This is a genomic window from Aquabacter sp. L1I39 (assembly GCF_017742835.1).
Classification (GTDB): Bacteria; Pseudomonadota; Alphaproteobacteria; order Rhizobiales; family Xanthobacteraceae; genus L1I39.
The window spans coordinates 3,622,926-3,646,635 of record NZ_CP072392.1; the positions used below are offsets into that span (position 1 = coordinate 3,622,926).

Annotated in this window: 23 protein-coding genes; 15 read left to right on the forward strand and 8 right to left on the reverse strand. The window is 67.4% G+C overall.

All coding sequences use genetic code 11. From position 1 onward, the window contains the following. Positions 1-83: 83 nt before the first annotated feature. Positions 84-707 (reverse strand): pyroglutamyl-peptidase I family protein, encoded by a 624-nt coding sequence (locus J5J86_RS16370; RefSeq protein ID WP_209099843.1) that lies wholly within the window; start codon positions 705-707, stop codon positions 84-86. 1 nt (position 708) lies between these two features. Next, positions 709-1,695, reverse strand: a complete 987-nt coding sequence (gene meaB, locus J5J86_RS16375) for a methylmalonyl Co-A mutase-associated GTPase MeaB (protein ID WP_209099845.1) — start codon at positions 1,693-1,695, stop codon at positions 709-711. Positions 1,696-1,860: 165 nt separating this feature from the next. On the opposite strand from meaB, the gene J5J86_RS16380 reads away from it, so the two are divergent. Continuing rightward, positions 1,861-2,067, forward strand: coding sequence for a CsbD family protein (locus J5J86_RS16380; protein ID WP_209099847.1), 207 nt, complete (start codon positions 1,861-1,863; stop codon positions 2,065-2,067). Positions 2,068-2,284: 217 nt separating this feature from the next. On the opposite strand, the gene folK is transcribed toward J5J86_RS16380, so the two are convergent. The 3 genes from folK to J5J86_RS16395 all read right to left on the reverse strand — a co-directional run bounded on the left by folK (position 2,285) and on the right by J5J86_RS16395 (position 4,125). Next, a complete protein-coding gene (gene folK / locus J5J86_RS16385; protein ID WP_209099849.1) occupies positions 2,285-2,776 on the reverse strand; it encodes a 2-amino-4-hydroxy-6-hydroxymethyldihydropteridine diphosphokinase in 492 nt (163 codons plus the stop codon). Then, on the reverse strand, positions 2,773-3,624 hold the full coding sequence (folP, locus tag J5J86_RS16390) for a dihydropteroate synthase (protein WP_209099851.1): 852 nt from the start codon (positions 3,622-3,624) through the stop codon (positions 2,773-2,775). Before folP ends, folK begins: the two co-directional genes overlap by 4 nt. A 120-nt stretch (positions 3,625-3,744) precedes the next feature. After that, complete coding sequence (locus J5J86_RS16395; protein ID WP_209099852.1) at positions 3,745-4,125, reverse strand: DUF2267 domain-containing protein; 381 nt, start codon at positions 4,123-4,125, stop codon at positions 3,745-3,747. 155 nt (positions 4,126-4,280) lie between these two features. Here J5J86_RS16395 and J5J86_RS16400 point away from each other — a divergent pair, with 155 nt between their 5' ends. The 4 genes from J5J86_RS16400 (at position 4,281) to J5J86_RS16415 (ending at position 9,198) form a co-directional block, all read left to right on the forward strand. Then, a complete protein-coding gene (locus J5J86_RS16400) occupies positions 4,281-5,921 on the forward strand; it encodes a helicase HerA-like domain-containing protein (RefSeq protein ID WP_209099854.1) in 1,641 nt (546 codons plus the stop codon). 156 nt (positions 5,922-6,077) lie between these two features. Beyond that, positions 6,078-6,512 carry a hypothetical protein gene (locus J5J86_RS16405; protein WP_209099856.1) on the forward strand — a complete coding sequence of 145 codons (435 nt, stop codon included), beginning with the start codon at positions 6,078-6,080 and terminating at the stop codon, positions 6,510-6,512. 164 nt (positions 6,513-6,676) lie between these two features. Then, positions 6,677-8,050, forward strand: a complete 1,374-nt coding sequence (locus tag J5J86_RS16410; RefSeq protein WP_209099858.1) for a dipeptidase — start codon at positions 6,677-6,679, stop codon at positions 8,048-8,050. A 176-nt stretch (positions 8,051-8,226) separates the two neighbouring features. Beyond that, the gene (locus J5J86_RS16415) at positions 8,227-9,198 is read left to right on the forward strand and encodes a zinc transporter ZntB (protein WP_247657645.1); all 972 of its coding nucleotides are present in this window, start codon (positions 8,227-8,229) and stop codon (positions 9,196-9,198) included. Between the two features lie 227 nt (positions 9,199-9,425). Here the strand turns inward: J5J86_RS16415 and J5J86_RS16420 are convergent, their stop codons facing one another. Next, positions 9,426-11,051 carry a glycosyltransferase family 39 protein gene (locus J5J86_RS16420; protein ID WP_247657647.1) on the reverse strand — a complete coding sequence of 542 codons (1,626 nt, stop codon included), beginning with the start codon at positions 11,049-11,051 and terminating at the stop codon, positions 9,426-9,428. Positions 11,052-11,399: 348 nt separating this feature from the next. After that, a complete protein-coding gene (locus tag J5J86_RS16425; protein WP_209099862.1) occupies positions 11,400-11,996 on the reverse strand; it encodes a superoxide dismutase in 597 nt (198 codons plus the stop codon). Between the two features lie 192 nt (positions 11,997-12,188). On the opposite strand from J5J86_RS16425, the gene J5J86_RS16430 reads away from it, so the two are divergent. Beyond that, positions 12,189-13,109: a hypothetical protein gene (locus tag J5J86_RS16430; protein ID WP_209099864.1), complete on the forward strand. Its 921-nt coding sequence runs from the start codon at positions 12,189-12,191 to the stop codon at positions 13,107-13,109. A 73-nt stretch (positions 13,110-13,182) separates the two neighbouring features. Here J5J86_RS16430 and J5J86_RS16435 read toward each other — a convergent pair whose 3' ends face one another. Then, positions 13,183-14,436: a UbiH/UbiF family hydroxylase gene (locus J5J86_RS16435; RefSeq protein ID WP_209099866.1), complete on the reverse strand. Its 1,254-nt coding sequence runs from the start codon at positions 14,434-14,436 to the stop codon at positions 13,183-13,185. Between the two features lie 272 nt (positions 14,437-14,708). On the opposite strand from J5J86_RS16435, the gene J5J86_RS16440 reads away from it, so the two are divergent. From J5J86_RS16440 to era, 9 genes are all read left to right on the forward strand, one after another. Further along, positions 14,709-15,467, forward strand: coding sequence for a TerC family protein (locus J5J86_RS16440; RefSeq protein WP_209099868.1), 759 nt, complete (start codon positions 14,709-14,711; stop codon positions 15,465-15,467). Positions 15,468-15,593: 126 nt separating this feature from the next. After that, positions 15,594-16,568 (forward strand): quinone oxidoreductase family protein, encoded by a 975-nt coding sequence (locus tag J5J86_RS16445; RefSeq protein WP_209099870.1) that lies wholly within the window; start codon positions 15,594-15,596, stop codon positions 16,566-16,568. 127 nt (positions 16,569-16,695) lie between these two features. Further along, positions 16,696-18,909: a RelA/SpoT family protein gene (locus tag J5J86_RS16450; protein WP_209099872.1), complete on the forward strand. Its 2,214-nt coding sequence runs from the start codon at positions 16,696-16,698 to the stop codon at positions 18,907-18,909. A 19-nt stretch (positions 18,910-18,928) separates the two neighbouring features. After that, positions 18,929-19,693 (forward strand): pyridoxine 5'-phosphate synthase, encoded by a 765-nt coding sequence (locus J5J86_RS16455; RefSeq protein WP_209099873.1) that lies wholly within the window; start codon positions 18,929-18,931, stop codon positions 19,691-19,693. After that, the gene (gene acpS, locus J5J86_RS16460) at positions 19,690-20,091 is read left to right on the forward strand and encodes a holo-ACP synthase (protein ID WP_209099876.1); all 402 of its coding nucleotides are present in this window, start codon (positions 19,690-19,692) and stop codon (positions 20,089-20,091) included. Before J5J86_RS16455 ends, acpS begins: the two co-directional genes overlap by 4 nt. Positions 20,092-20,263: 172 nt before the next feature. After that, a complete protein-coding gene (locus J5J86_RS16465) occupies positions 20,264-21,130 on the forward strand; it encodes a hypothetical protein (protein WP_209099878.1) in 867 nt (288 codons plus the stop codon). A 172-nt stretch (positions 21,131-21,302) separates the two neighbouring features. Further along, entirely contained in the window at positions 21,303-22,055 is a 753-nt protein-coding gene (gene lepB, locus J5J86_RS16470) for a signal peptidase I (RefSeq protein ID WP_209099880.1), read from the forward strand. Then, positions 22,052-22,762, forward strand: coding sequence for a ribonuclease III (rnc, locus tag J5J86_RS16475; RefSeq protein ID WP_209099882.1), 711 nt, complete (start codon positions 22,052-22,054; stop codon positions 22,760-22,762). Before lepB ends, rnc begins: the two co-directional genes overlap by 4 nt. 5 nt (positions 22,763-22,767) lie before the next feature. Further along, positions 22,768-23,700 carry a GTPase Era gene (gene era, locus J5J86_RS16480; RefSeq protein ID WP_446698692.1) on the forward strand — a complete coding sequence of 311 codons (933 nt, stop codon included), beginning with the start codon at positions 22,768-22,770 and terminating at the stop codon, positions 23,698-23,700. Positions 23,701-23,710: the final 10 nt, after the last annotated feature.

Genomic DNA, 23,710 nt, shown 5'->3' on the forward strand with positions numbered 1-23,710 from the left:
TCCGGCTTTAGAGCATGCGCCGATCAGATGGCATCGCCATCTGATCGCATCACGCATTCTCTATCAATGGGTTAGAGGGCGATTTACCCATCAGATTGATTCAATCTGATGGGATCTCGCTTTAGCGCATTGAGAAGCTGCGCCAGCCCGTTTGCCCGGCGCAGCCTGCCCGCGCGGGCCCCGGGCGCGCGGCCCGGCAGATGCACGAAAACGACCGGCACCCGCGCCTCCGCCAGCACCGAGAGCGCGGTGAAATAGGCCCCATTGCACAGATAGCGCCCCGCATCCCGCGAGGGCGCCGCCTTCAGCCCCGCCTGCCGCAGCTTATGGACGAGATGCGGGACGCACGCGCGCGTGACGCGCACGTCCGGGCCCCCGGGCTGCACGGCGCGCTGCGGCGCGTGGCGGCGGGCGGCGTCGGGAAAGGCGCTTGCCACATTCACCGCCCGCATCTCCACATTCACCACCCGGCGGCGGGCGGCGACGCCCAGCAGCAGCACCGCGTCCGGCCGCACAGACCGGAGCGTGTCCGCGAGGTGGGGCAGGGCGTCCCACCGGGTCGGGAGGATCTCAACGTGCCGGTGCAACGCGCCCAATAAGGGCCGTCGCAGCCGCGCGAGGTCGCGGGCGGCCGTCTCGGACGGATTGCGCGGCACCCCGGGAAACGGGCCGAAGCCGCAGATGAGGATGGTGCCGGCCGCGCCCATCCTAAAGGCCGATCAAGGTGGCGATCTCGTTGGCGGCCAGGGTTGGGGCCAGCGTCCCCTCCGCCACCTCCCGCTCCAAGGCGGGCAGGCGCGCCTTGATGGCGGGGTCGGAGGCAACGCGGGCGGCGAGGCGCTCCTGGAGTAGCGTCCACATCCAGCGCACCTGCTGTGCCCGGCGGGTGGCGGCGAAGGTGCCGGCGGCCTCGCATTTGGCGCGGTGGAGCAGCACCTGCTCCCATACTTGCGGGATGCCGTCGCCCGTGAGGCCGGAATAGGTGAGCACGGGCGGCGACCAATGGGCCTGGCGTGAGCCCAGGAGGTGCAAGGCGGCGCGATATTCCCCCGCCGCCGCGCGGGCGCGGGTCACATTGTCCCCGTCCGCCTTGTTGACGGCGACGATGTCGGCGAGTTCCAGCACGCCCTTCTTGATGCCCTGCAATTCATCGCCGGCACCCGGCAGCATCAGCACCAGGAAGGTGTCGGTGAGATCGGCCACCGCCGTCTCCGATTGGCCCACCCCCACCGTCTCAACCAGAACCACGTCGAAGCCGGCGGCTTCGCACAGCAGCATGGTCTCGCGCGTCTTGGCGGCGATGCCGCCCAGCGTGCCACCGGAGGGGGAGGGGCGCACGAAGGCGGCGGGGTCCACCGAGAGGCGGGACATGCGCGTCTTGTCGCCCAGGATCGAGCCGCCGGTGCGGGTGGAGGAGGGGTCCACCGCCAGCACCGCCACCTTGTGGCCCTGGCCGGTGAGATAGGTGCCGAGCGCATCGATGGTGGTGGATTTGCCCACCCCCGGCACGCCGGTGATGCCCACCCGATAGGCCTTGCCCGTGCGGGGCAGCAGGGATTGCAGCAGCGCCTGTGCCCGCGCGCGATGATCGGCCCGCCGGGACTCGATCAGCGTGATGGCCCGCGCCAGCGCGGCGCGCTCGCCCCGCGCCACGCGCTCGGCCAGGACGGCATCGTCTTCGTGCGGACGTGTCATGTCATCCCCGTCGCCTCCCGCGCGCCGGCGCGGAATCGGTGCCATGCAGCATGGCGCGTTCGGGAGACGCGCTCAACGGGCCGTGATTGCGGCGCGGCGCGGGAACCCGAGCGCAGCCGGTGCGTTAAAGCAGCATAGTTTCATTGCTCAAAGGGAGTAAGCAGCATGAATTGGGATCGCATCGAAGGCAACTGGAAGCAGTTCTCCGGCAGCGTGAAGACTCAGTGGGGCAAGCTGACCGATGACGATATGGCGCAGATCAATGGCAATCGCGAGAAGCTCGAAGGAAAGCTTCAGGAGCGCTATGGCCTGGCCAAGGATCAGGTGAAGGAGCAGGTGGACACCTGGTCGCGCGGCGTCGACCGTATGTGAGACCAGCGGCGCCGGGAAGTCAGCGAGCTTGCCCGCGCCTGGCGTTATCTGCGGTCGGGGGCCACGGCCTATCAGGCGCGCCCGCCACCTAAACGAGACTGAGCGGGCCCTGCGCCCTTTCCCCCGCTCCTGGGACAGGAGGAGGCGGCGTGCCGACACCGGCGCGCGCCTCCTGCCGCTCCGAAAGGCGCCCCGTCAAATGGCGGGGCGCCTTTTGTCATTGGTGCCCGCACACGCGCACAATGCCAGAGGGGTCGAGGCGGGCGAGGGCATCCCTCACCTTCACGCCCTCGACCGTGAAATCGGGCGCGATCTCCGCCAGGGGCACCAGCGCAAAGGCCCGCTCCATAAGGCGCGGATGGGGCAGGTGCAGATCCGGCGCGGCATGCCGCTCGCGGCCGAAGGCGAGGATGTCGATGTCGATGGGGCGCGGCCCGTAGCGGGTCTCACGGCTGCGGTCCCGTCCCAGCATGCGCTCCACCCGCAAGGCGACATGCAGCAGAGCGCGCGCGTCCACCGGGGACGCCACCTCGATCACCTGGTTGAGATAGTCATCCTGCGGCACCGGCCCCCAGGGTGGGGTGCGATAGAGGCTGGATTGGCGCAGCACCGTCAGCCCCGACCGCGCCAGCAGGCCACGGGCGAGCGCGAGGGTGCCCCGCGCATCGCCCATATTGGCGCCAAGGCAGAGAAAGGCGCGACTGGTCATCGGGCGGCGCGGATGGCTTCGCTGACCCGGGCCGCCTGCACATGTTCAGCTACGTCATGCACCCGGATGATCTCCACACCTTCCATGATGCCGATGACGTTGGAAGCGATGGTGCCGGGCACCCGCTCGGCAGGGATGGTGTCGATCACCTTTCCAATCAAGGACTTGCGGGACGTGCCGAGCAGCAGGGGCAAGCCCAGCACGCGCAATTCGCCAAGCCGTGCGATGGCGGAGAGATTCTGCTCGAACGTCTTGCCGAAGCCGATGCCGGGATCGAGCACGATGCGATCGCGCGGGACGCCGGCCTTTTCCGCCCGCTCCAGCGCCCGCGCGAAAAAGCCGAGCATGTCGGCGATCACATCCACCGCCGGGTCGACGCTTTCTCGATTGTGCATGACGATCGCCGCCGCGCCCGTCTCCGCTACCACGGCGGCCATGTCCGGATCGCGGGAGAAGCCCCAGACATCGTTGATGATGACGGCGCCCGCCGCCACGGCCTTGCGGGCCACCTCCGCTTTCCAGGTGTCGATGGAGACGGGCAGGGCGCTTTCGGCCGTGAGCGCCGCAAGCACGGGGGCGACGCGCGCCCATTCCTCATCCGCCGGCACCGGCGTGTGGCCGGGACGCGTGGATTCGCCGCCCACATCCAGAATGTCCGCGCCTTCGGCGGCCAGCCGCCGGGCATTGGCTAGCGCATCGTCGGGAGCGGCATTCTTGCCGCCATCGGAGAAGGAATCGGGGGTGATGTTGAGGATGCCCATCACCAGGGTGCGGGGCCCAAGGGTCAGTGTGCGGTCGCAGGCGGGAAGGGTGCGGGCGGGCGGCGTGACGAAAACGGGAGAGGACATGAAGGCGCGGCCTGTTGAGGGCGAGGATCGCCCCCTACCATAAAGGGCCACGCACGGTCAGGCACGCGGGCAATTGGGCGGAGCCCGTGATGCCGTGCCGAGGCACCGGGGAGCCTGCGCTCAGGCCACCTGCCGCAGGCCCGGAATGGCGGTCACAATGCGGTTGACGGCCTCATCTCCCGCCCGCTCGCGGGCGAAGGCGACCACTTCATGGGTGGCCTGCTGCACCTGGGCCATGGTCATGCCGGCGGACATCATGCGGTCGGCCACCTGCATGAGGCGCGCCATGCCGCCGAAATGCCGGGTGGAGAGGGGAACGTTCGATTCTCGCGAGCAGCGCGACAACACGTCCGACAGGCCGGGCACAGCCGCCGCCAGGTCTTCCATGGCGCCGGCGGGCGCCTCGCTGGACAGGAATTCGATGACCACGTCCACCGCCCGGCGCGCGGCGACATCGGAGAGGCCCACCTTCTCCTTCAGCCGGGTGACCAACTCTTCCATCGTGCACCTCTCGCTGGTTCCCCGCGCGGTCGATCTTGGCCGCGCCGCACTCTACACGCAAGACCATGACGCCCTGGCGTAAGCCCCGGGCCTTGTGCGGGGCTGCGGGCGAGGGCCAAATGGACCATGGCAAAGCGGCGAGAGGGAGACGCACCATGACGGCGAAGGTTCCGGCGGGAGAGGTCTTTCTGGGGCGCTGCATCGGCCCGCGGGGCGACGGCGTGGCCGACCCCGATCTCTCCCTGGTGCTGCGCCTCGCCAACCGCCACGGCCTCGTCACAGGCGCCACCGGCACCGGCAAGACGGTGACGCTCCAGGTGCTGGCGGAGGGCTTTTCCCGCGCTGGCGTGCCGGTCTTCGCCGCCGACATCAAGGGTGACCTCTCCGGCATCGCCGCCATGGGCGAGCCGCGCGACTTTCTCCTGAAGCGGGCGCAAGAGGTGGGCATCGCCTATGCGCCCGAGCGCTTCCCCGTCGCCTTCTGGGATCTGTTCGGGGAGCAGGGCCATGCGGTGCGCACCACCATTTCCGAAATGGGGCCGCTTTTGCTGGCGCGGCTCATGGGGCTCAACGAGACGCAGGAAGGGGTGCTCAACATCGTCTTCCGCGTCGCCGACGAGCAGGGCCTGCTGCTTCTGGATCTCAAGGACTTGCGGGCCATGCTGGCCCATGTGGCGGAGAATAGCGCGAGCCTGCGCGCTCTGTACGGCAACGTCTCGTCCGCGACCGTGGGGGCGATCCAGCGGCAGGTGCTGGTCCTGGAGAATCAGGGGGCCGATTCCTTTTTCGGCGAGCCGGCCCTGCGCATCGAGGATCTCATGCAGGTGGACGCCTCCGGCAAGGGGGTCATCTCCATCCTCGCCGCCGATCGCCTCATGGGCGCGCCGCGCCTTTATGCCTGCTTCCTACTGTGGCTCCTGTCCGAACTGTTCGAGCAATTGCCGGAGGTGGGCGATCCGGAGAAGCCGCGCCTCGTCTTCTTCTTCGACGAGGCGCACCTTCTCTTCGACGAGGCGCCCAAGGTGCTGCTGGACAAGGTGGAGCAGGTGGTCCGCCTGATCCGCTCCAAGGGGGTGGGGGTCTATTTCGTCACCCAGAATCCCCTGGACGTGCCGGACAAGGTGCTCTCCCAACTGGGCAACCGGGTGCAGCACGCCTTGCGCGCCTTCACCCCCCGCGACCAGAAGGCGGTGAAGACCGCCGCCGAGACCTTCCGCCCCAATCCCCGGCTCGATACCGCCCGGGCGATCACGGAACTGGGCAAGGGCGAGGCGCTGGTCTCGCTTCTGGAAGGCAACGGCACCCCGGCCATGGTGGAGCGCATGCTGGTGCGCCCGCCTTCTGCCCGCGTCGGGCCGCTGTCCCCGCAGGAGCGCAAGGCGCTGATCGCGCAAAGCCCGCTGGGGCGCATCTATGACGCGATGGTGGACCGCGAATCGGCCTTCGAGGTGCTCCAGGGGCGCACGGAGGAAAAGACCGTCTCCCCATCGACGGTGCCACAAGGCTCCGCGCCGACCGGCCCGTGGGGGCGCACCGCCGAACCGCCGCCGCGCCGCTCCACCACCTCCGTCCCCTCCACGCGGCCGACCGGCGCGCCGCGCAGCCCCACCGGCGAGGCGCCGGCCCCCTCCATCCCGCGCCCCTCCACGCCGCGCCCCTCCACGCCTCGCCCCTCCTCACGCATGACCACCACGGAACTGGTGGTGCGCCAGGTGGCGCGGTCGGTGGCGTCGCAGGTGGGGACCCAGCTGGGACGCGCCATCCTGCGCGGCATTCTCGGAGGTATGCGAAAATAGCAGAGGAGTCCGGTAGGATCGGGGTAGCGGTTGTCTCCAGGGAAGCGGTTTGTTACCTTGCCGCGTGTCGTTCGCAATTGCGGGGTTGCGTTCGGACGGAGCTGCTCAACCTCGATCCATCCGTTGCGGGGTGGATCGCTCAAGCAGGAGCGCCCCATGAAGGTGTTGCCGACTGCCCGCGTTCTCATCATCGATTCCGACGCCGACCGCCGACAGACCACGCGCGCGGGCCTTAGTGCCCTGGGCGTAGGCGCCGTGAGCGAGGTTGCCACCGTGGAGGAGGCCCTGGCCCTGCCGCGCGCCTTCGACGTGGTGGTGGTGCAGGTCAATACGGTGGAGGACGTGCCCGACCACCCCTTCCGGGATGCGGATGACACCCTCCCCGCCGTGATGGTGGCGGAAGGTTCGACGCTGCAGCTCACCCGGACCGCGAGCCGTTGCGGCTATGACGCAGCGGTGGGCATGCCGCTGCTGCCGCGCCTGCTCTACCGGCGGATCGGCTCCGTGCTGCAGCGCGCCCGCCGCGCCCAGCGCCCGCTCACCGCCGCTCGGGCGGCCGAGGACACCGAGCAGGAGCATGCGGCCGGCTGACAGCCCGGCGGCGTTCGTCCCAATTCACGCCAGTGCGCGACGCGGCTCCGGGTCTTTCCGGGGCCGCGTTTCGTTTTCAAGGGGCGCAGGGCCATGCTACCCAAGGGGGAAACCCGTGCGCGCCGGCCGGCGTGGCAGGGGAGGGACTGCAGGGAGAGGCGATCGTGTCCGAGCAAGTGCTGAAGCGCGTGGATGACGGCCTGGAGGCGAGCCTCGGCCGTCTGTTCGACTTCCTGCGCATTCCCTCCATTTCCACCGATCCCGCCCACAAGGCCGATTGCCGGAAGGCGGCGGATTTTGCCGCCCTGGCACTGGCGGAACTGGGCCTGTCCGCCGCCGTGCGCGAGACCTCCGGCCATCCGGTGGTGGTGGCCCGCTCGGATACGGGCGCGCCGCGACGTGTGCTGTTCTATGGCCATTACGATGTCCAGCCGGTGGACCCGCTGGATCTGTGGGAGACGCCACCCTTCGCGCCGCGCCTTGCGGAAGATGCCGCCGGGCGCAAGCGCATCGTGGCGCGCGGGGCCTGCGATGACAAAGGCCAGGTCTTCACCTTCATTGAGGCGCTCAGGGCCCTGAAGGAGGTGGATGGGCGCCTGCCTGTGGACGTGACCGTTTTGCTGGAGGGCGAAGAGGAATGCGGCTCGCCGAGCCTACCCGCCTTCCTCGCCGCCCATGCGGGGGAACTCGCCGCCGACGTGGCGCTGGTGTGCGACACCGGCATGTGGGACCGGGAGACGCCCGCCATCACCACGGGCCTGCGGGGCATCGTCCATACCGAACTCACCATCATGGGGCCGGACCGGGACCTGCATTCCGGCCTGTTCGGGGGCGCCGCGCGCAATCCCGTCCATGTGCTCGCCCGCATCATAGCCGACGTGCATGACGGGCAGGGGCGCATCACCATTCCCGGCTTTTACGATGCCGTGGTGGAGCCGACCGACGCGCAGAAGGCGCAATGGGCGGGGCTCGGCCTCACCGCGCAATCCTTCCTTGGCCCGGTGGGGCTCTCCGTGGCGGCGGGCGAAGCCGACCGCATGGTGATCGAGCAGATCCAGTCCCGCCCCACCTTCGAGGTGAACGGCATCTATGGCGGCTATCTGGGGCAGGGCAGCAAGACCATCATCCCCGCCTCCGCCACCGCCAAGATTTCCTTCCGCCTGGTGGCGGACCAGGACCCGGTCGCCATCAAGGAGGCGTTCCGCGCCTTCGTGGAAGCGCGCCTGCCGGCCGACTGCCGAATGACCTTCTCGGCGGGAGAGGGGAGCCGCGCCTTCCTCGTGCCGGCCGACAGCGTGGACCTGCAGAAAGCCGCCGCCGCACTGGAGCAGGAATGGGGCAAGGCGCCGGTGACGGTGGGATCGGGCGGGTCCATCCCCATTGTCGGCCAGTTCAAGGCACTGCTGGGGCTGGATACGCTGCTCATCGGCTTTGGCCTCGATGACGACCGCATCCATTCGCCCAATGAGAAATATGACCTGACCTCCTTCCACAAGGGCATCCGCAGCTGGGCGCGCATCCTGCCCGCTCTTGCCTGACCGGCTGAGGCGGCAGCGCCGGACCCTCGCCGTTCCGGGGCTGTCATCAAGGTGCGCGCAATCGTGCCCATGGTGGGCGCGCAGGCGCGCCCTCTTTCCCGGCCGGCTTCTTTCTGGCAGTCAGGCGCCGCGCACTTCGGGGGATCCGCATGCACGTCCAAGGGGCCGAAGGTTTGTTGGCCGAGGGTTTGCTGGAGGCCTGGCTCTTCGACGGGAAGGGCGGCGGCAGGATCGTGGCCAGCGGCGAAGTGCTGGAGGAGCCACTGCCGCAGAACGGCTTCCTGTGGCTGCATTTCCGTGCGCTGCCCCGGCGCCGGCAGGATTGGCTGCGAGAGCGCAGCCGCATCGACCCGCTCATCATCGATTCCATGCTGGACGACGAAAGCCGGCCCCACTGCGCCATGCACGCCGATGGCGCCTATCTGGTGCTGCGGGCGGTGAATTTGCATCGGAACGCCTTGCCGGAGGAACTCCAGGGCGTCCATTTCTGGGTGGAGGAGCGGCGCATCGTGACGCTCCAGCACGAGCCGGTCTCGGCCATCGCCGACTTCATCGACGCGCTGCGGCGGGGCCGGTGCCCGCGCACGCAAGGGGAGATGGTGGCGGATCTGGCCATGCGGCTGGTGGAGCGGCTGGATTCGGTGGTGGCCGCGCTCATGGACCAGGCGGACGAATTGGAGGACGAGGTGGCCGGCGGGCAGGCGTCCGACATCATGCCCCGCCAAGCCATCCTGCGGCGGGTCTCCATCAAGCTGCGCCGCCACATCGCGCCCCAGCGGGAGGCTCTGACCCATTTCTCGCTGGAGGACGATCCGTGGATCGGCCCCAAGGACCGCAACCGGCTGCGGGACGCGGCGGACCGGGTGACGCGCTTCACCGAAGAGCTGGATTCCATCCGCGAGCGGGCCTCCCTCATTCGCGACCAGTTGGTGGACCGGCGGGCCGAGCAGATGAACCAGTCCATGTTGGTGCTGGCGGTGGTGACCGTGGTGTTCGCCCCGCTCACCTTCGTGTCCGGCCTGTTCGGCATGAATGTGGGGGGTATACCGGGGGAAGAGAATCCCGAATCCTTCTGGATCATCTCCTTCCTGCTGATCGCCTTCGCCCTCGGCTTGGCCTGGGTGTTCCGGCGGATGAAGCTGTTCTGAGCCGGCGCGCACGGTTCGCCGCGGCGCGGTCCCCGCCAAACAGGGCCGGATGGCCTTTCTTCAAGTTCGCGCGCAGACTTAGGAGTGTGGCGCAGTATTTTGGAATTTAAAGTAAAATCGCCCCATCGGGCGTGCCGCTTGGGGGCGCGAATGCTCTGCGCCCGGCACAAAAAAGCGTCGCCGCAGCGGTTCGCTGTCGGCGACGCGGGGTCCTCCTTCGTTCCGGCTTACTGCCCGGAGGCGAACACCGAGGGGAAGCTGCGGCCGCGCACGTCATAGACCCGCGCGAACACCACGCCGTCCCGCTCCACCTTCACGATCACCGGCGCCTGCACCTTGGCGCAGTAGAATTCGTCGAGCATCAGCGCGAAGTCGGCATTGTGGGTGTCGTAGGTGGTTTCGTAGCGCGGGCCGAGTTCCGCTGCAGCCGCCCGGTGCGGACCGCACACCGCCACACGGAACTTGCGGCCTTGTGGCAGCGAGCGGCGGTGCTCCTCCACATATTCATCCAGCTCGGCGGTGGCCTGCTTGAAGGCAAGGCCCCAGTAATCCAGCATGAACATGGGTTCGGCCCCGCGCACGCCGCCCACGATGTGGTTGTAATAGGTGTATTGGAGCGGGTGGAGCTGGGCAAATTCGTTCGCCGGCAGCAGGATGCCCAGGGCGAAGATGCCGGCAAAGGCTGCCCGCGCGGTCTCTCCGTGCCGCACGGCCCAGGACCAGGCCCAGTTGCCCGCGAGGCCGCCCAGCAGCGCCAAAGCCGGGGTGACGAAGACGAAATGGCGGATGCCGTTATACATCACCGGCCGCGTCACCACCGTGAGCAGGATCGGGAACAGCGCGGCGGTGAGCACCAGCATCAGCTGGGCCCGGCGGTTGGGGGAGGCCTTGCCGAACAGGCTCGCCACCAGGGCGCCGCCCATGCCCGCCACGGCGAGGGCCAGGAAGAATTCCGGCATCTGCACCGCGAACAGGGTCGGCACATAGGTGCGCGGCATGTCCGGTACCAGGACCGGGCGGCCCTCATAGAGTTCGCGCCAGGGCACTTCCCAGAAATGGGAATAATAGGTCAGCGCGTGGATGGGGTTCAGCGGCTCGATCACCGACCAGGGCCAGGCGAGGCCCATGATGAGATAGGCCATGGGCAGGCCGAGGGCGAGCAGGCCGATGAAGGTGGCCATGCGGCCGGCGGCGGCCTTCAGGCCGAGCCGGCGCCATTCCACCAGCAGGAGCAGGGCCAGAGCGGCGGTCAGATAGACCACCGAGATGGCGCCGAGCACGCGGGTGCCGATGGTGAAGCCGAGCGCCACCGCGAAGATCGCGACCGTACGCCAGGTGGGCCGGGGAAATTCGTCGAGCGCCCGCACCAGCGAATAGACCAGAGCGGCCACGGCCACAGCGAAGGGGGCGTCCTTCGCATTCATGAACATGTGCCCGTAATAAAGCGGGCAGATGGCCAGCAGGCACAGCGCCATGAGGCCGCAGACCGGGCCGCCGAGGCGACGGCCGGTGCGCCAGACGATGACCATGCCGAGAATGCCGACCATGCCGCCAAGCAGCCGGCGCAGGTCGAAAATATCGATCGGCAGGTGCTTGCCCAGCCATGCGGCGACCAGATCGAAGCTGCCGCCGTAATAATAGAGGTTCACGAACGAGAACACGCGCTGCGACGTCAGGCCCGACGCGAAGTAGCGCAGCAGCAGGTCGCCATATTGCGAGTGCGTGAAGTCGTCCCAGCCCAGGCCGTAATCGTGGTAGGTCCAAAGGCCGATGAGGGAGACGGCGACGATCAGGAGCAGCGCGAGACGGTCTGCGAAGGCGCGCGGCAGACGGTCGGAAAGCAGGATACGCATCGTGTTACGGCCCAACTCGAACGCGTTGCATCAGCCCCCGAAAGATGACCAGCGCGGGGCGACAGGGGCGCTGATCCCGCTCACATGATTGTGAGCGGCACATCTTGCCCGGAAGACCTTTGGATGCAAGAAATTTATGCATTGCAATGCAGCAGCCCCGGTGCACCTGCGTGCAATGCCCCAGAAGATTGTATTTTGCCGCCTATTCCTTGTGCGGAACTTGCGGCGCACGCCGGGCTTGCTGCGTGCCACCCTGGTATCGAAAATAAAAAAGCCGAGAGCGCGGCGCGCTCCCGGCCTGATCAGGACCCTTTGAGGGCAGGACCCGGACAAGGTCCGTGAGACAGGTCAGCCCGCCTTGGAATACAGCTCGGCCACATAGTCCCAATTGACCAGGTGGTCCACGAAGGCCTTCACATAATCGGGGCGGCGGTTGCGGTAGTCGATATAATAGGAGTGCTCCCACACATCGACGCCCAGCAGCGGCACGCCGCCATGCACCAGCGGGTTCTCGCCGTTCGGGGTCTTGGTCACGGACAGCTTGCCGTCCTTGAGGGTGAGCCAGGCCCAGCCGGAGCCGAACTGGCCGACGCCGGCCGCCACGAACTCCTCCTTGAACTTCTCCACCGAGCCGATGTCCTCGATGATCTTCTTTTCGAGCTCACCGGGGATGGCGCCGCCGCCATTCGGCTTCATCCAGTTCCAGAAGTGCAGGTGGTTGTAGTGCTGGCCGGCATTGTTGAAGAGGCCGGCATTCTTCCCGTAGGAGCCCTTGACGATCTCCTCGAGGGATTTTCCCTCAAATTCAGTTCCCTTTAGGAGGTTGTTACCGTTATTGACATACGCAAGATGATGCTTGTCGTGATGATATTCGAGCGTCTCGCGGGACATGTAGGGGGCGAGCGCGTCGTAGGAGTAGGGCAGTTCGGGAAGCGTGAAAGACATGGGGCGTCTCCGCAATCGATCCGGTAGGGTTCGGCGACGTCCCCCCGGTGACCGAGGATGGAGGGTCGCCCGAACTGCGATCTAGATAGGGCGGGCTGGGAGATCGGACAACAGCGGCGACGCCGATTTCTTGCCTGGACCGCAATTTGCTTTGGACGATCGTGCCGCGCGGTTCGTGCTTGGAGTGATCATATGTGGCGGTTAGTGGGTGCTATCGGTTTTCTCCTGGCGCTGGTCGGCCTCGTCGTGTCGGTGCTCGGTATGGCGATCTTCGTGTCCAATTTCGGCAATGCGCTGATCGCGGCGGGTGCCGCGGTCCTGTCGGGCGGCATCGTGCTGGTGGGCATTTCCGCCGTCCTGAAGGAATTGGCGGGCCTTGCCGCCCGTCTCGACCAGGCCGCCCCCGCCGGCGCAGTCTCCGCCGCGGCGGCAGCCGCGCCGGCCTTTACGCCGGCCTCGACGCCCGCCTTCCAGCCCGCGCTGGAGGATGAGGAGGAGGACGAGGCTGAGACCTATGCGCCCCCGCCGCCGCCCCCGGCCCCCATGCGCCAGGCGCCCGCCGCGGAGAGCACCGGCCGCCCCACCTTGCCGCCCTTCGTGCGGTCACGCCCGTCCGAGCCCCCGGCCGAGCCGGCGCCCCCCGCCGATGCCCGTCGCGGCCGCATTCTCGGCCGCCTGACGGAAGGCGAGACGTTGGCCTCGCGCTTGCGCCTGCCTGCCGAGCCGCCGGCCGACCTGCCCCCGCCGGAGCCCGCTCCCGCGCCCATTTCCGCGCCCATGTCCCTGGAGCGGACCGAGCGGACTGAGCGTCCCGAGCCGCGGCCGGAGCCGCGCACCGAGCTGCGCCAGCCGCCCGTGCCCCGGCCGTTCGCGCCCCCGCCGGCCCCGCCCGCGCCCCCGGCTCCCCCGCCTGCCCCGGTGCGCCGCGCCGAGCCGCCGCGTCCGCCGGAAGTGGCCGAGCCCACTATCCTGAAGTCGGGCATCGTGGGCGGCATGGCCTATACGCTCTATTCGGACGGCTCCATCCAGGCCGAGCTTCCCGATGGCGTGTTGCGCTTTGCTTCGCTGCAGGAGCTGCGCGACCACGTCGCCCGCGCCAACCAGCCGCGCTGAGCGACCGGACGCAAAAAAAAGGGGGCGGTCCCGCCGGGACCGCCCCCTTTCTTTTTGGGGTTGTCCGCCGGGTTCAGGCGGCCTGGCTACCGACCCCCAGCCGCATCAGGCGCCGGCGCAGCGGACCCACGCGATCGAGAAGGTAAAGACCGAGCCCCCGCAGGCCCTGCACCGGCACGAGGTCGGACAGGAGCGAGCGGTTGAGCAGGTCCACCGCCCGCATGCGCCCCTCAATGTCCAGCCGCCGTTCCCGCTCATAGCCGGCCAGCAGGTCCGCCTCGCCGGGATCACGCCCGGCCGCGAAGGCCGCGCCCACGGCGCGGACCAGGGCGTCCGCGTCCCGCAGGCCCAGATTGAGCCCCTGCGCGCCGATGGGCGGCATCACATGGGCCGCCTCTGCCATGAGTGCCACCCGCTCGCCCACCAGGCTGCGCGCCGTTTCCGCCGAGAGCGGGAAGGCGCCGCGGCCCGGCTGGAGGGTGAAGGCGCCGAGGATGGAATGGGCGCGCCGCTCCAGCTCGCGGGCGAGCGCGGTGTCGTCGAGGCCGAGCAGCGTCACCGCCTCCCGCTCGCTCACCACGCACACGATGGAGGAGCGAAGCCCCGGCAGGGGCACCAGCGTGAAGGGGCCGGTCTCGGTGTGGAATTCGGTGGAGATGTCCTCGTGCGGGCGGGCGTGGGCGACGGTAAAGGTCAGCGCCACCTGGGGATAGGCTTGCGACTTCAGCCCGATGCCCAGCGCCTGCCGGACCCGGGACTGGCGCCCGTCTGCGGCGATGACGAGGCGGGCGGTGAGGGTGCTGCCATCATCGAGAAACACCCGCGCCGCTTCGCCGGCCACGCTCACGTCCGTGAGCGAGGCGCGGGCGATGTGGAGATTGGGGGTGGCCAGCGCCGCCGTGGTCAATTCGCCCCGCAGCGCCTCGTTCTCGATATTGTAGCCAAACGCCTCCAGCCCGATCTCGGCGGCTCGGAAGGTGACTTCCGGCGCACGCATGAGGCGGCGGGTGGCATCCACGATGCGCAGGTCCCGCAATGGCGCGGTGTGGGGCGCCAGGCGCTCCCACAGGCCGTAGGCGGTGAGGATCTGGACCGAGCCTTCCATCAGGGCCGTGGTGCGCTGGTCGACGCCGCGCTCCGGTCCCGTCACCAGCGCCGTGGGGACGCCCGCGCGGGCGAGCCCAATGGCGGCCGCAAGACCCGCCGGCCCGCCGCCCACCACGATCACCTCGTGATTCAGGGGCAAAGCGCGCGCCAAATCGGGGCTCGACGGATCCGTGTTCAACGGATCGGCGTTCAATTGGTCGGGGTTCAGTTGGTGGGGCATGGCAACCTCCGCACGCTGCGCGTCCCTGCGCCGGGACGAAGGCCAGCCCAACCCTGCGCAGGCGGCCGGCTCATGGTGGAACGCGCGATCCCGGCATCCGGATCGCGCCGGGGATCGATATTCAGGTGGCGGCAGTTTAGCGGCAAGGGCGCCCGGCGTCGCGCGGTGCGTCGTCCCATCCCCCGCCAAGTCCCCTCAAGAGCCTCGGCAGGCGGCATGCTTTGGCGGTAGGGTGCGCCGGCACGCCGGGACCGCCTGAACGGGAGACGCGAATGTTGGCCTGGATCTCATCCCCCGAAGCCTGGGCGGCGCTGGTCACGCTGGTGGCCATGGAGATCGTGCTCGGCATCGACAATGTGATCTTCATCTCGCTCCTGGTGCAGCGCCTGCCGGCCCATCAGGCGCTCCGGGCGCGGCAGATCGGGCTCGGCCTTGCGCTGTTCATGCGCATCGCGCTCCTCTTCACCTTGTCCTGGCTCATCGGGCTGCAGCAGACCCTGTTCACGGTGATGGGCCATGACGTCTCCTGGCGGGACATCATCCTCATTGCCGGCGGCGCCTTCCTGGTGGCCAAGGCGACCACCGAGATGCATGGCGAGATGGAGGGGGAGGAGCCCGGCGGCGTCGCGCCCGCCAGTTCCGCCTTCCTCATGATGGTGGCGCAGATCGCGCTGCTCGACCTCGTTTTCTCCATCGATTCCATCCTCACCGCCATCGGCATGGCCGAGCATCTGGAGATCATGGTGCTGGCGGTCGTGATCGCGGTGGCTGTGATGTTCGTGGCCTCCGGCCCGCTGAGCGCCTTCATCGGATCCCACCCCACCACCAAGATGCTGGCGCTGGCCTTCCTGGTGCTGATCGGCACCACGCTGGTGGCGGATGGCCTGGGCTTCCACATCCCCAAGGGCTACATCTATGCCGCTATGGCCTTCGCGGTGCTGGTGGAGGCCATGAACATCATGGCCGCCGGACGCCGGCGCCGACGGCTGGCGGACACGCACGGGACCGGCGCGGCACGGCACAAGCCCTGAGCACGACCCACAAACCGCTTGAGTGCTTGCCGAGGGACGGGGAGCGCCTATCATGCCCGCGCTCCGGCAGCCGGGCAGGGCCGCGGCGCGGCCGGCCAAGCCGGAAAACGGGTTGGAGGCGACGACATGGTTGCGGCGATTCGCGTGCACCGGACCGGCGGTCCGGAGGTTCTCACCTTTGAGACCATCACCGTGCCGCCTCCCGGGCCGGGCGAGGTGCAGATCCGCCACACCGCCATCGGCCTCAATTTCATCGACACCTATTTTCGCACCGGGCTCTACAAGGCCCCCCAGATGCCCTTCATCCCCGGCAATGAGGGCGCCGGCGAAGTGGTGGCGGTGGGCGAGCATGTGAACGACTTCCATGCGGGCGACCGCGTCGCCTATGCCGGGGCCATGGGCGCCTATGCCGAGGTGCGCAACATTCCCGCCTCCGTGCTGGTGCACCTGCCCGCCGCCATCGACGACCGCACCGCCGCCGCCATGATGCTCAAGGGCATGACGGCCCAGTACCTGGTGCGCCGGACCTATGAGGTGAAAGCGGGAGATACCATTCTCATCCAGGCTGCCGCCGGGGGCGTCGGGCTGATCCTGTCCCAGTGGGCCCATGCCCTGGGTGCCACCGTCATCGGCACGGTGGGGTCCAAGGACAAGGCGGAACTGGCTCTCGCCAATGGCGTCGACCACGTGGTCCTTTATCGCGAGGAGGATTTCGTCCATCGCGTGAAGGAGATCACGTCGGGCAAGATGTGCGACGTGGTCTATGACGGCGTCGGGCAGGCCACTTATCCGGCCTCCCTCGACTGCCTGAAGCCGCGTGGCCTTTGGGTGTCCTTCGGCAATGCCTCGGGCGCCATCACCAATTTCGACCTGCTGACGCTGTCGCAGAAGGGCTCGCTCTACGCCACCCGCCCGACGCTCGGCACCTATGTGGCGACGCGCGAGGAGCTTCTGGCCACCGCCAATGACCTGTTTGAAATGGTCATCAAGGGCGCGGTCAAGATCCCCGTGCACCAGACCTATGCGCTGAAGGACGCCGAGCGGGCGCACCGGGACCTGGAAGGGCGCGCCACAACCGGGTCAACCCTGCTTCTGCCTTGACGCAGCTATGCATTTTCGGATTTGCCGGCGCGGTCCCTTGCGCCGGACGGCCCCGTCCGTGATAACCTTGTATAAATTCCAGGGCGGGTAATGCCCGTCTTCTCAGTCTTCGGCGGTCCGTTCGGCCATGATGCGCCAGTACGAACTCGTGGAGCGCGTCCGTCGGTATAATCCGAACACCGACGAGGCGCTGCTCGATCGAGCCTATGTCTATGCCATGCGCGCGCATGGCACGCAGGTGCGCGCCTCCGGCGATCCCTATTTCTCCCACCCGCTGGAAGTGGCGGCCATCCTCACGGACCTGGAGCTGGACGATGCCACCATCGTGGCGGCGCTGCTCCACGACACCATTGAGGATACCGGTGCCACCAAGGCCGAGATCGAACGCCTGTTCGGCACCCAGATCGCCCAGCTGGTGGAGGGCCTGACCAAGATCAAGAAGCTGGATCTGGTCTCCAAGCAGGCCAAGCAGGCGGAAAACCTGCGCAAGCTTCTGCTCGCCATCGCCGATGACGTGCGCGTGCTGCTGGTCAAGCTCGCCGACCGCCTGCACAACATGCGCACACTGAAATATGTGCCGCAGGAAAAGCGCGACCGGGTGGCCCAGGAAACCCTGGACATTTACGCCCCGCTCGCCGCCCGCATGGGCATGCAGGACATGCGCGAGGAACTGGAGGAACTCTCCTTCCGCCAGCTTTCCCCCGAAGCCTACGAATCCATCACCGTGCGCGTTTCCGAGCTGCGCGAGCGCAACGGCCCGCTGGTGGAGGAGATCGAGCGCGAGCTGCATGACGAGTTGGAGCGGCGCGAGATCAGCGCGCTGGTGAAGGGGCGCGAGAAACGGCCCTTTTCCATCTGGGGCAAGATGGAGCGCAAGGCCATCGGCTTCGAGCAATTGTCCGATCTCTACGGCTTCCGGGTCATCGTCTCTTCGGTGGAGGATTGTTACCGCGCGCTCGGCATCGTCCACACCAAGTGGCCCATCGTGCCCGGCCGCTTCAAGGACTACATCTCCACCCCCAAGCCCAACGACTACCGCTCCCTGCATACCACCGTCATCGGCCCCCGGCGCCAGCGCGTGGAGCTGCAGATCCGCACCCGGGACATGGACGACATCGCCGAATACGGCATCGCGGCCCATGCCCTTTATAAGGACGGGTCGGATGAGCAGCCGGTGATCCTGTCCAATGAGAGCCGGGCCTATGCCTGGCTGCGCAAGACCATCGAGAACCTCTCCCAGGGCCTAAGCCCGGAAGAGTTCCTGGAGCACACCAAGCTCGAACTGTTCCACGACCAGGTCTTCTGCTTCACCCCCAAGGGCCGCCTCATCGCCCTGCCGCGCCGGGCGACGCCCATCGACTTTGCCTATGCGGTGCACACCGATGTGGGCAACACCGCCGTAGGGTGCAAGATCAACGGTACCGTCGCCCCGCTAGTGTCGGAACTGAAGAATGGCGACGAGGTGGAGATCATCACCTCCAAGGCCCAGACCCCGCCAGGCGCCTGGGAGACCATCGCCGTTACCGGCAAGGCCCGGGCCGCCGTGCGCCGGGCCACTCGCGCGGCCGTGCGCGCCCAATATGCCGGCCTCGGCCGCAAGATCGCCGAGCGCAATTTCGCCCGCGCCGGCAAGCTGTTTTCCGAGGAGGCTCTGTCCAAGGCCATGCCGCGCCTCGCCCGCACCTCCATCGAGGACGTGTTCGCGGCCGTGGGGCGCGGCGAGATCAAGCCCGACGACCTCATTCGCGCCGTCCATCCCGACTGGAATGCCCAGCGCCTGGAGGACCGCTCCGGCGGCAACAAGGCGCCCAATGGGGAAGGCTGGTTCGAGCTGAAGCGGGGGCAGAACCTCAAGTTCAAGATCCCCGACGCGCCGGAGGACGATGACGGCGCCATTCCCATTCGCGGCATCAATGGCGAACTGCCGGTGCGCTTCGCGAAGGAAGGCGGCGCCGTGCCCGGCGATCGTATCGTGGGCATCCTGACCCCCGGCGAGGGGATCACCATCTACCCCATCCAGTCCAAGGCGCTCCAGCAGTTCGAGGACACCCCCGAGCACTGGCTCGACGTGCGCTGGGACGTGGACGAGCTGAGCGAAGGCCGCTTCCCGGCCCAGATCGTGGTGACCTCCGTGAACGAGCCCGGCTCGCTCGCCCAGATCGCCACCGCCATCGCCGACCGCAATGGCAATATCGAGGGCATCCAGATGCGCGCGCGCTCGCCCGACTTCCACGAAATGGTCATCGATCTCGGCGTGTTCGACCTGCGCCACCTCAACGCCATCATGTCCGACCTGCGCAAGCGGCCGAACGTGTCGAGCGTGGTGCGCATCAACGGCTGAGCCGTCAGGAGAAAAGGCGATGGAAAGGCCGGTCCGGCTCGGAGTGAACATTGACCACGTGGCCACGGTGCGCAATGCCCGGGGCGGCGTCCATCCCGACCCGGTGCGTGCCGCCGCCTTGGCCATGGCCGCCGGCGCCGACGGCATCACCGCCCATCTGCGGGAGGACCGCCGCCATATCCGCGACGCCGACATGGCGCGCCTGAAGGCGGAGATCCCGCTCCCCCTCAATTTCGAGATGGCCGCCACCGACGAGATGGTCGCCATCGCCCTCGCGACCCAGCCCCATGCCTGCTGCCTCGTTCCCGAGCGGCGGGAGGAGCGCACCACCGAGGGCGGGCTCGACGCCGCCGGCCAGCAGGCCGAGCTCGGACCCAAGATCGCCGCCTTGAAGGCGGCCGGCATCCGGGTCTCCCTCTTCATCGCCGCCGACCCCCTCCAGATCGCGGCCGCCTCGGCCCTCAACGCCGACATCGTCGAGCTGCACACGGGCGCCTGGTGCGACCTCCTGGCCGAGGGCCGGGCCGGGGAGGCGGAGGGCGAGCTTGTCCGGCTCATCGCCGGAGCGCGGCAGGCGGAGGGGCTCGGCCTGGAGGTCCATGGGGGACACGGCCTCAATTTCGAGACCGCGCGAATCATGGCTGGAATTCCGCAGATCCTCGAGCTGAATATCGGCCATTTCCTGGTGGGCGAAGCCTTGTTCACCGGCCTCGAAGGCGCTGTTCGGCGCATGCGCGAGGTCATCGCAGAGGGGCGGGGGGAACGGAAGGAACAGGCCGCATGATCATCGGCACCGGCTCCGATTTCACCGACGCCCGGCGTATCGCCAAATCCATTGAACGGTTCGGAAACCGTTTCCTGGACAGGATTTTCACCCCCGAGGAGCGCGCCAAGGCCGACCGTCGCGCCCGCCGGGTGGAGACCTATGCCAAGCGCTTCGCCGCCAAGGAGGCCTGCGCCAAGGCGCTCGGGACGGGCTTAAGCCATGGGGTCTTCTGGCGGGACATGGGGGTGGTCAACCTGCCCTCCGGCAAGCCCACCTTGCGGCTCACCGGCGGCGCTGCGGAGCGGCTCAAGTCATTGATTCCAGAGGGATATGAGCCGCAGATCGATCTCTCGATCACCGATGAGGGGCCGCTCTGCGCCGCCCATGTGATCATTTCGGCCACCCCCGTCCGGTGAGGTAACCGGGGCACGCAATTCGCGCGGAAGAGGGTGGAGGAGGGCGGTCCTCACCGCTTATGCTATGTGATCAGGCTTGAACCCGGCCGGAATGGTGTGCCGGGGGGACAAGGTCCGTTCGGCGCGGGGCGGCGCGCGCGGCGCGGGTGGGCGGGAGCCACAGGCAGTGGGTTTGACGTTTCGCGACATCGTCCTGGGTGGCCCGCTTCAGCGCGGGCTATTTCATCTGCGTTATCAGGTGCTTGACGCGATCCACTATCGCAAGCGCAGCCCGGACCAGGCAGCTGCCGTGGCCGCCATCCGTGCCTTGGATGCGCCCGTGGTCGCGTTCACCATCGCCTTCAACATTCCCGAGGCCGTGGCGCTGCTCTCCGATGCCATGGCCACGCTGACGCCATCTATCCCATTGATAGTGTGCGATAATTCTACAGATGCGGAGGCCGCCCGGAAGATTCGCGCCTTCTGCGAGGCGGCAGGTCGCACCTATTGCCGCCTGCCCAAGGCGCCGCTGGTGAAGTTCCATTCTTCCAGGTCCCACGCCACCGCCCTCAACTGGGTGCTGCGCAACCTGATCCTGCCTGCCGGTGTGCGCAGGTTCGCCACCCTCGACCACGACCTAGTGCCACTCCAGGCCTATGATTTTGCAGTGAAAATCAAGGATCAGCCCTGCTATGGCTATGTTCGTCGGCAGGACGCTTCAAGGGCCTGGTATCTCTGGCCGGGCTTTGCTGTCTTCGATCTCGACCGCATCAAGCCCTCCAAGATCAATTTCGGAACCGACCGTATGCTGGGCCTTGATACCGGCGGACGCATGTGGGGCACCCTCTACCGCCACATGAACGAGGCCAGTTTCGTGCCGGCGCAGGTGGGCGAAGGCGTTGTGGTCATTGGTGAAGAGGAGCATCTCCACCTGGTCTTCGATATCTGGCTGCATGTGGGGCAGGTGAGTTACCGCGAGGGAAACCTTGCGCTGCTGGCGGAACTGCGTCGCCGATTGGCGCGTGATCCCACAAGTCTGTCCCAGATAGAAGTGAGATAGGGTTTTTATTGGCCAATCTCCGGCCTTGATCCGGGTTGATTGCCCGCTCCGGCCGAAGCGTCTATAGAAGTGCGACCGCATGGCCGGCGTGGGTTTTCCGGCCAAAGGTGCGGCTGTGCAGGGAGCGCGCGTCTCGCGCCGTCTCCAGAGCCTTGGGACTACCGGACGGTCTATGACATCTACCAGCGATTCCAAGAAGGAAGGCGGCTTCCTCGAAACCGTCCGTGTGATCTTCCATGCGCTTCTGATCGCCTTGGTGATCCGGACCTTGCTGTTTCAACCCTTCAATATTCCCTCCGGGTCCATGAAGGACACGCTGCTGATCGGTGACTACCTGTTCGTCTCCAAGTTCAGCTACGGCTATTCACGCTTCTCCATTCCCTTCTCGCCCAATCTGTTCTCGGGCCGCATCATGGGGGCCGATCCCCAGCGGGGCGACGTGGTGGTCTTCAAGCTGCCCAAGGACAACGAGACCGACTATATCAAGCGCGTGGTTGGCCTGCCCGGCGATCGGATCCAGATGATCAACGGCCTGCTCCACATCAACGGGACCCCGGTGAAGCGCGAGCGACTGCCGGACGTGATGGAGGATGACGGGAGCGGCCGTCCCGTGCCGGTGAAGCGCTGGAAGGAGACACTGCCGAACGGCGTATCCTATGAGACGCTCGACCTAGTGGATAATGGCTTCTACGACAATACGCAGGTCTATCAGGTGCCCCCCGGCCATTTCTTCATGATGGGCGACAACCGGGACAATTCGGCGGATAGCCGCGTATTGAGCCAAGTGGGCTACGTTCCTTACGAGAATCTCATTGGCAAGGCGCAGATCATCTTCTTCTCGGTGGGCGATCATGCGCCGGCGTGGCAGTTCTGGAGATGGCCGTGGACCGTGCGCTGGTCGCGCCTGTTCACGATTGTGCGATGACCGGCAGTGGCGGCGACATCGCCGCATTCGAGACCCGTATCGGCCATCCCTTCGCCGACCGCGCTCTGATCGAGCTGGCACTGACTCATATCAGCGCCGTGAAAGGCAGCGCGCCCCGCGTGCGCTCGTATCAGCGGCTGGAATTCCTGGGCGATCATGTGCTGGGAAGCATTGTCTCCCACATGCTCTATGACGCCTTTCCCGGTGCCGAGGAAGGCGAACTTTCCCGCCGCCTCGCCGACCTGGTGCGCGAAGAGGCCTGCGCCGAGGTGGCAGATGCCATGGGTGTCGGCAGCCTGATCCGAGTCGGCACGGGCGAGGCCCAGTCGGGGGCTCGCAAGCGGCGGACCATCCTGGCGGATGTTGCCGAGGCGGTGGTGGCAGCGGTCTATTTGGATGGCGGCTATCCGGCTGCCCATGCACTGGTGGAGCGCTTCTGGCGCTCCCGGTTGGAGGCGCCCAAGCGGCCCCTGCGCGATCCCAAGACCGTGCTCCAGGAATGGGCGCAGGGCCGGGGTTTGCCCCCGCCGGTTTATCGGGAAGTGGGAAGGTCCGGTCCGGATCATGCGCCGCTCTTCTCCATCAGCGTGGAATTGCCGGGGCTTGACCCGGCAGAGGCTCAGGGACAGTCGAAGCAGGCGGCGCAGAAGGCGGCAGCCTCCGCTTTCCTTGCAAGGGAAGGCGTCAGTGCCGGGGACAAGACATGAGTGAAATGGACGACATCGAAGACCTGCCGGCCGCGCCGGACCCCACCCGCTGTGGCTTCGTCGCGCTGCTGGGCGCGCCCAATGCGGGAAAATCCACGCTGACCAATGCCTTGGTCGGCACCAAGGTTTCCATCGTCTCGCACAAGGTGCAGACCACCCGGGCCATCGTGCGCGGCATCCTGATTGATGGCGCCGCGCAGGTGATCCTGGTGGACACGCCCGGCATCTTCTCGCCCAAGCGGCGGCTCGAGCGGGCGATGGTTTCCACCGCCTGGACCAGCGCCTCGGATGCGGATCTTGTTGCTCTCCTGGTGGATGCCAAGCGCGGCCTCGATGAGGACGTGGAAGCCATTCTGAGGTCGCTCGGCGAAGTGCGCCGTCCGCGCGCCTTGATTCTCAACAAGATTGACCTCATTCGCCGCGATACCTTGCTGGCGCTTGTGGCGGAGCTGACCGGACGCCTGTCCTTCGACAAGGTGTTCATGGTCTCCGCCCTCACTGGCGACGGAGTCGAGGATGTGAAGAGCTGGTTCGCCGGCTCCGTGCCCTTTGGTCCCTGGCTCTATCCGGAAGACCAGATCACCGATGCCCCCATGCGTATGCTGGCGGCGGAGATCACGCGCGAGAAGATGTTCCTGCGCTTGCATGACGAACTGCCCTACCGCTCCACCGTGGAAACGGAAAGCTGGAAGCAGTTGCGTGACGGCTCGGTCCGCATCGAGCAGACCATCTATGTGGAACGCGAAAGCCAGCGCAAGATCGTGCTGGGCAAGGGTGGCAGCGCCATCAAGACCATCTCATCGGAAGCCCGCGCTGAGATATCTGAGATCGTCGAGGCGCCGGTCCACCTGTTCCTGTTCGTGAAGGTGCGGGAGAATTGGGCCGATGACCCCGAGCGCTATCGCGAGATGGGGCTGGAATTTCCCAGGGGCGAATAACGGGGACTTG

Excerpts from the sequence above, each read along its gene's own strand:
- J5J86_RS16445 (WP_209099870.1), top strand. The coding sequence starts at position 15,594 with ATGGTTGCGGCGATTCGCGTGCACCGGACCGGCGGTCCGGAGGTTCTC.
- J5J86_RS16405 (WP_209099856.1), top strand. The coding sequence starts at position 6,078 with ATGAAGGTGTTGCCGACTGCCCGCGTTCTCATCATCGATTCCGACGCC.
- folK (WP_209099849.1), bottom strand. The coding sequence starts at position 2,776 with ATGACCAGTCGCGCCTTTCTCTGCCTTGGCGCCAATATGGGCGATGCG.
- J5J86_RS16395 (WP_209099852.1), bottom strand. The coding sequence starts at position 4,125 with ATGGAAGAGTTGGTCACCCGGCTGAAGGAGAAGGTGGGCCTCTCCGAT.
- acpS (WP_209099876.1), top strand. The coding sequence starts at position 19,690 with ATGATCATCGGCACCGGCTCCGATTTCACCGACGCCCGGCGTATCGCC.
- folP (WP_209099851.1), bottom strand. The coding sequence starts at position 3,624 with ATGTCCTCTCCCGTTTTCGTCACGCCGCCCGCCCGCACCCTTCCCGCC.
- J5J86_RS16450 (WP_209099872.1), top strand. The coding sequence starts at position 16,696 with ATGATGCGCCAGTACGAACTCGTGGAGCGCGTCCGTCGGTATAATCCG.
- J5J86_RS16425 (WP_209099862.1), bottom strand. The coding sequence starts at position 11,996 with ATGTCTTTCACGCTTCCCGAACTGCCCTACTCCTACGACGCGCTCGCC.
- J5J86_RS16440 (WP_209099868.1), top strand. The coding sequence starts at position 14,709 with ATGTTGGCCTGGATCTCATCCCCCGAAGCCTGGGCGGCGCTGGTCACG.
- J5J86_RS16430 (WP_209099864.1), top strand. The coding sequence starts at position 12,189 with ATGTGGCGGTTAGTGGGTGCTATCGGTTTTCTCCTGGCGCTGGTCGGC.
- J5J86_RS16455 (WP_209099873.1), top strand. The coding sequence starts at position 18,929 with ATGGAAAGGCCGGTCCGGCTCGGAGTGAACATTGACCACGTGGCCACG.
- lepB (WP_209099880.1), top strand. The coding sequence starts at position 21,303 with ATGACATCTACCAGCGATTCCAAGAAGGAAGGCGGCTTCCTCGAAACC.
- J5J86_RS16380 (WP_209099847.1), top strand. The coding sequence starts at position 1,861 with ATGAATTGGGATCGCATCGAAGGCAACTGGAAGCAGTTCTCCGGCAGC.
- J5J86_RS16370 (WP_209099843.1), bottom strand. The coding sequence starts at position 707 with ATGGGCGCGGCCGGCACCATCCTCATCTGCGGCTTCGGCCCGTTTCCC.
- J5J86_RS16400 (WP_209099854.1), top strand. The coding sequence starts at position 4,281 with ATGACGGCGAAGGTTCCGGCGGGAGAGGTCTTTCTGGGGCGCTGCATC.
- meaB (WP_209099845.1), bottom strand. The coding sequence starts at position 1,695 with ATGACACGTCCGCACGAAGACGATGCCGTCCTGGCCGAGCGCGTGGCG.
- era (WP_446698692.1), top strand. The coding sequence starts at position 22,768 with ATGGACGACATCGAAGACCTGCCGGCCGCGCCGGACCCCACCCGCTGT.
- J5J86_RS16420 (WP_247657647.1), bottom strand. The coding sequence starts at position 11,051 with ATGCGTATCCTGCTTTCCGACCGTCTGCCGCGCGCCTTCGCAGACCGT.
- J5J86_RS16435 (WP_209099866.1), bottom strand. The coding sequence starts at position 14,436 with ATGCCCCACCAACTGAACCCCGACCAATTGAACGCCGATCCGTTGAAC.
- rnc (WP_209099882.1), top strand. The coding sequence starts at position 22,052 with ATGACCGGCAGTGGCGGCGACATCGCCGCATTCGAGACCCGTATCGGC.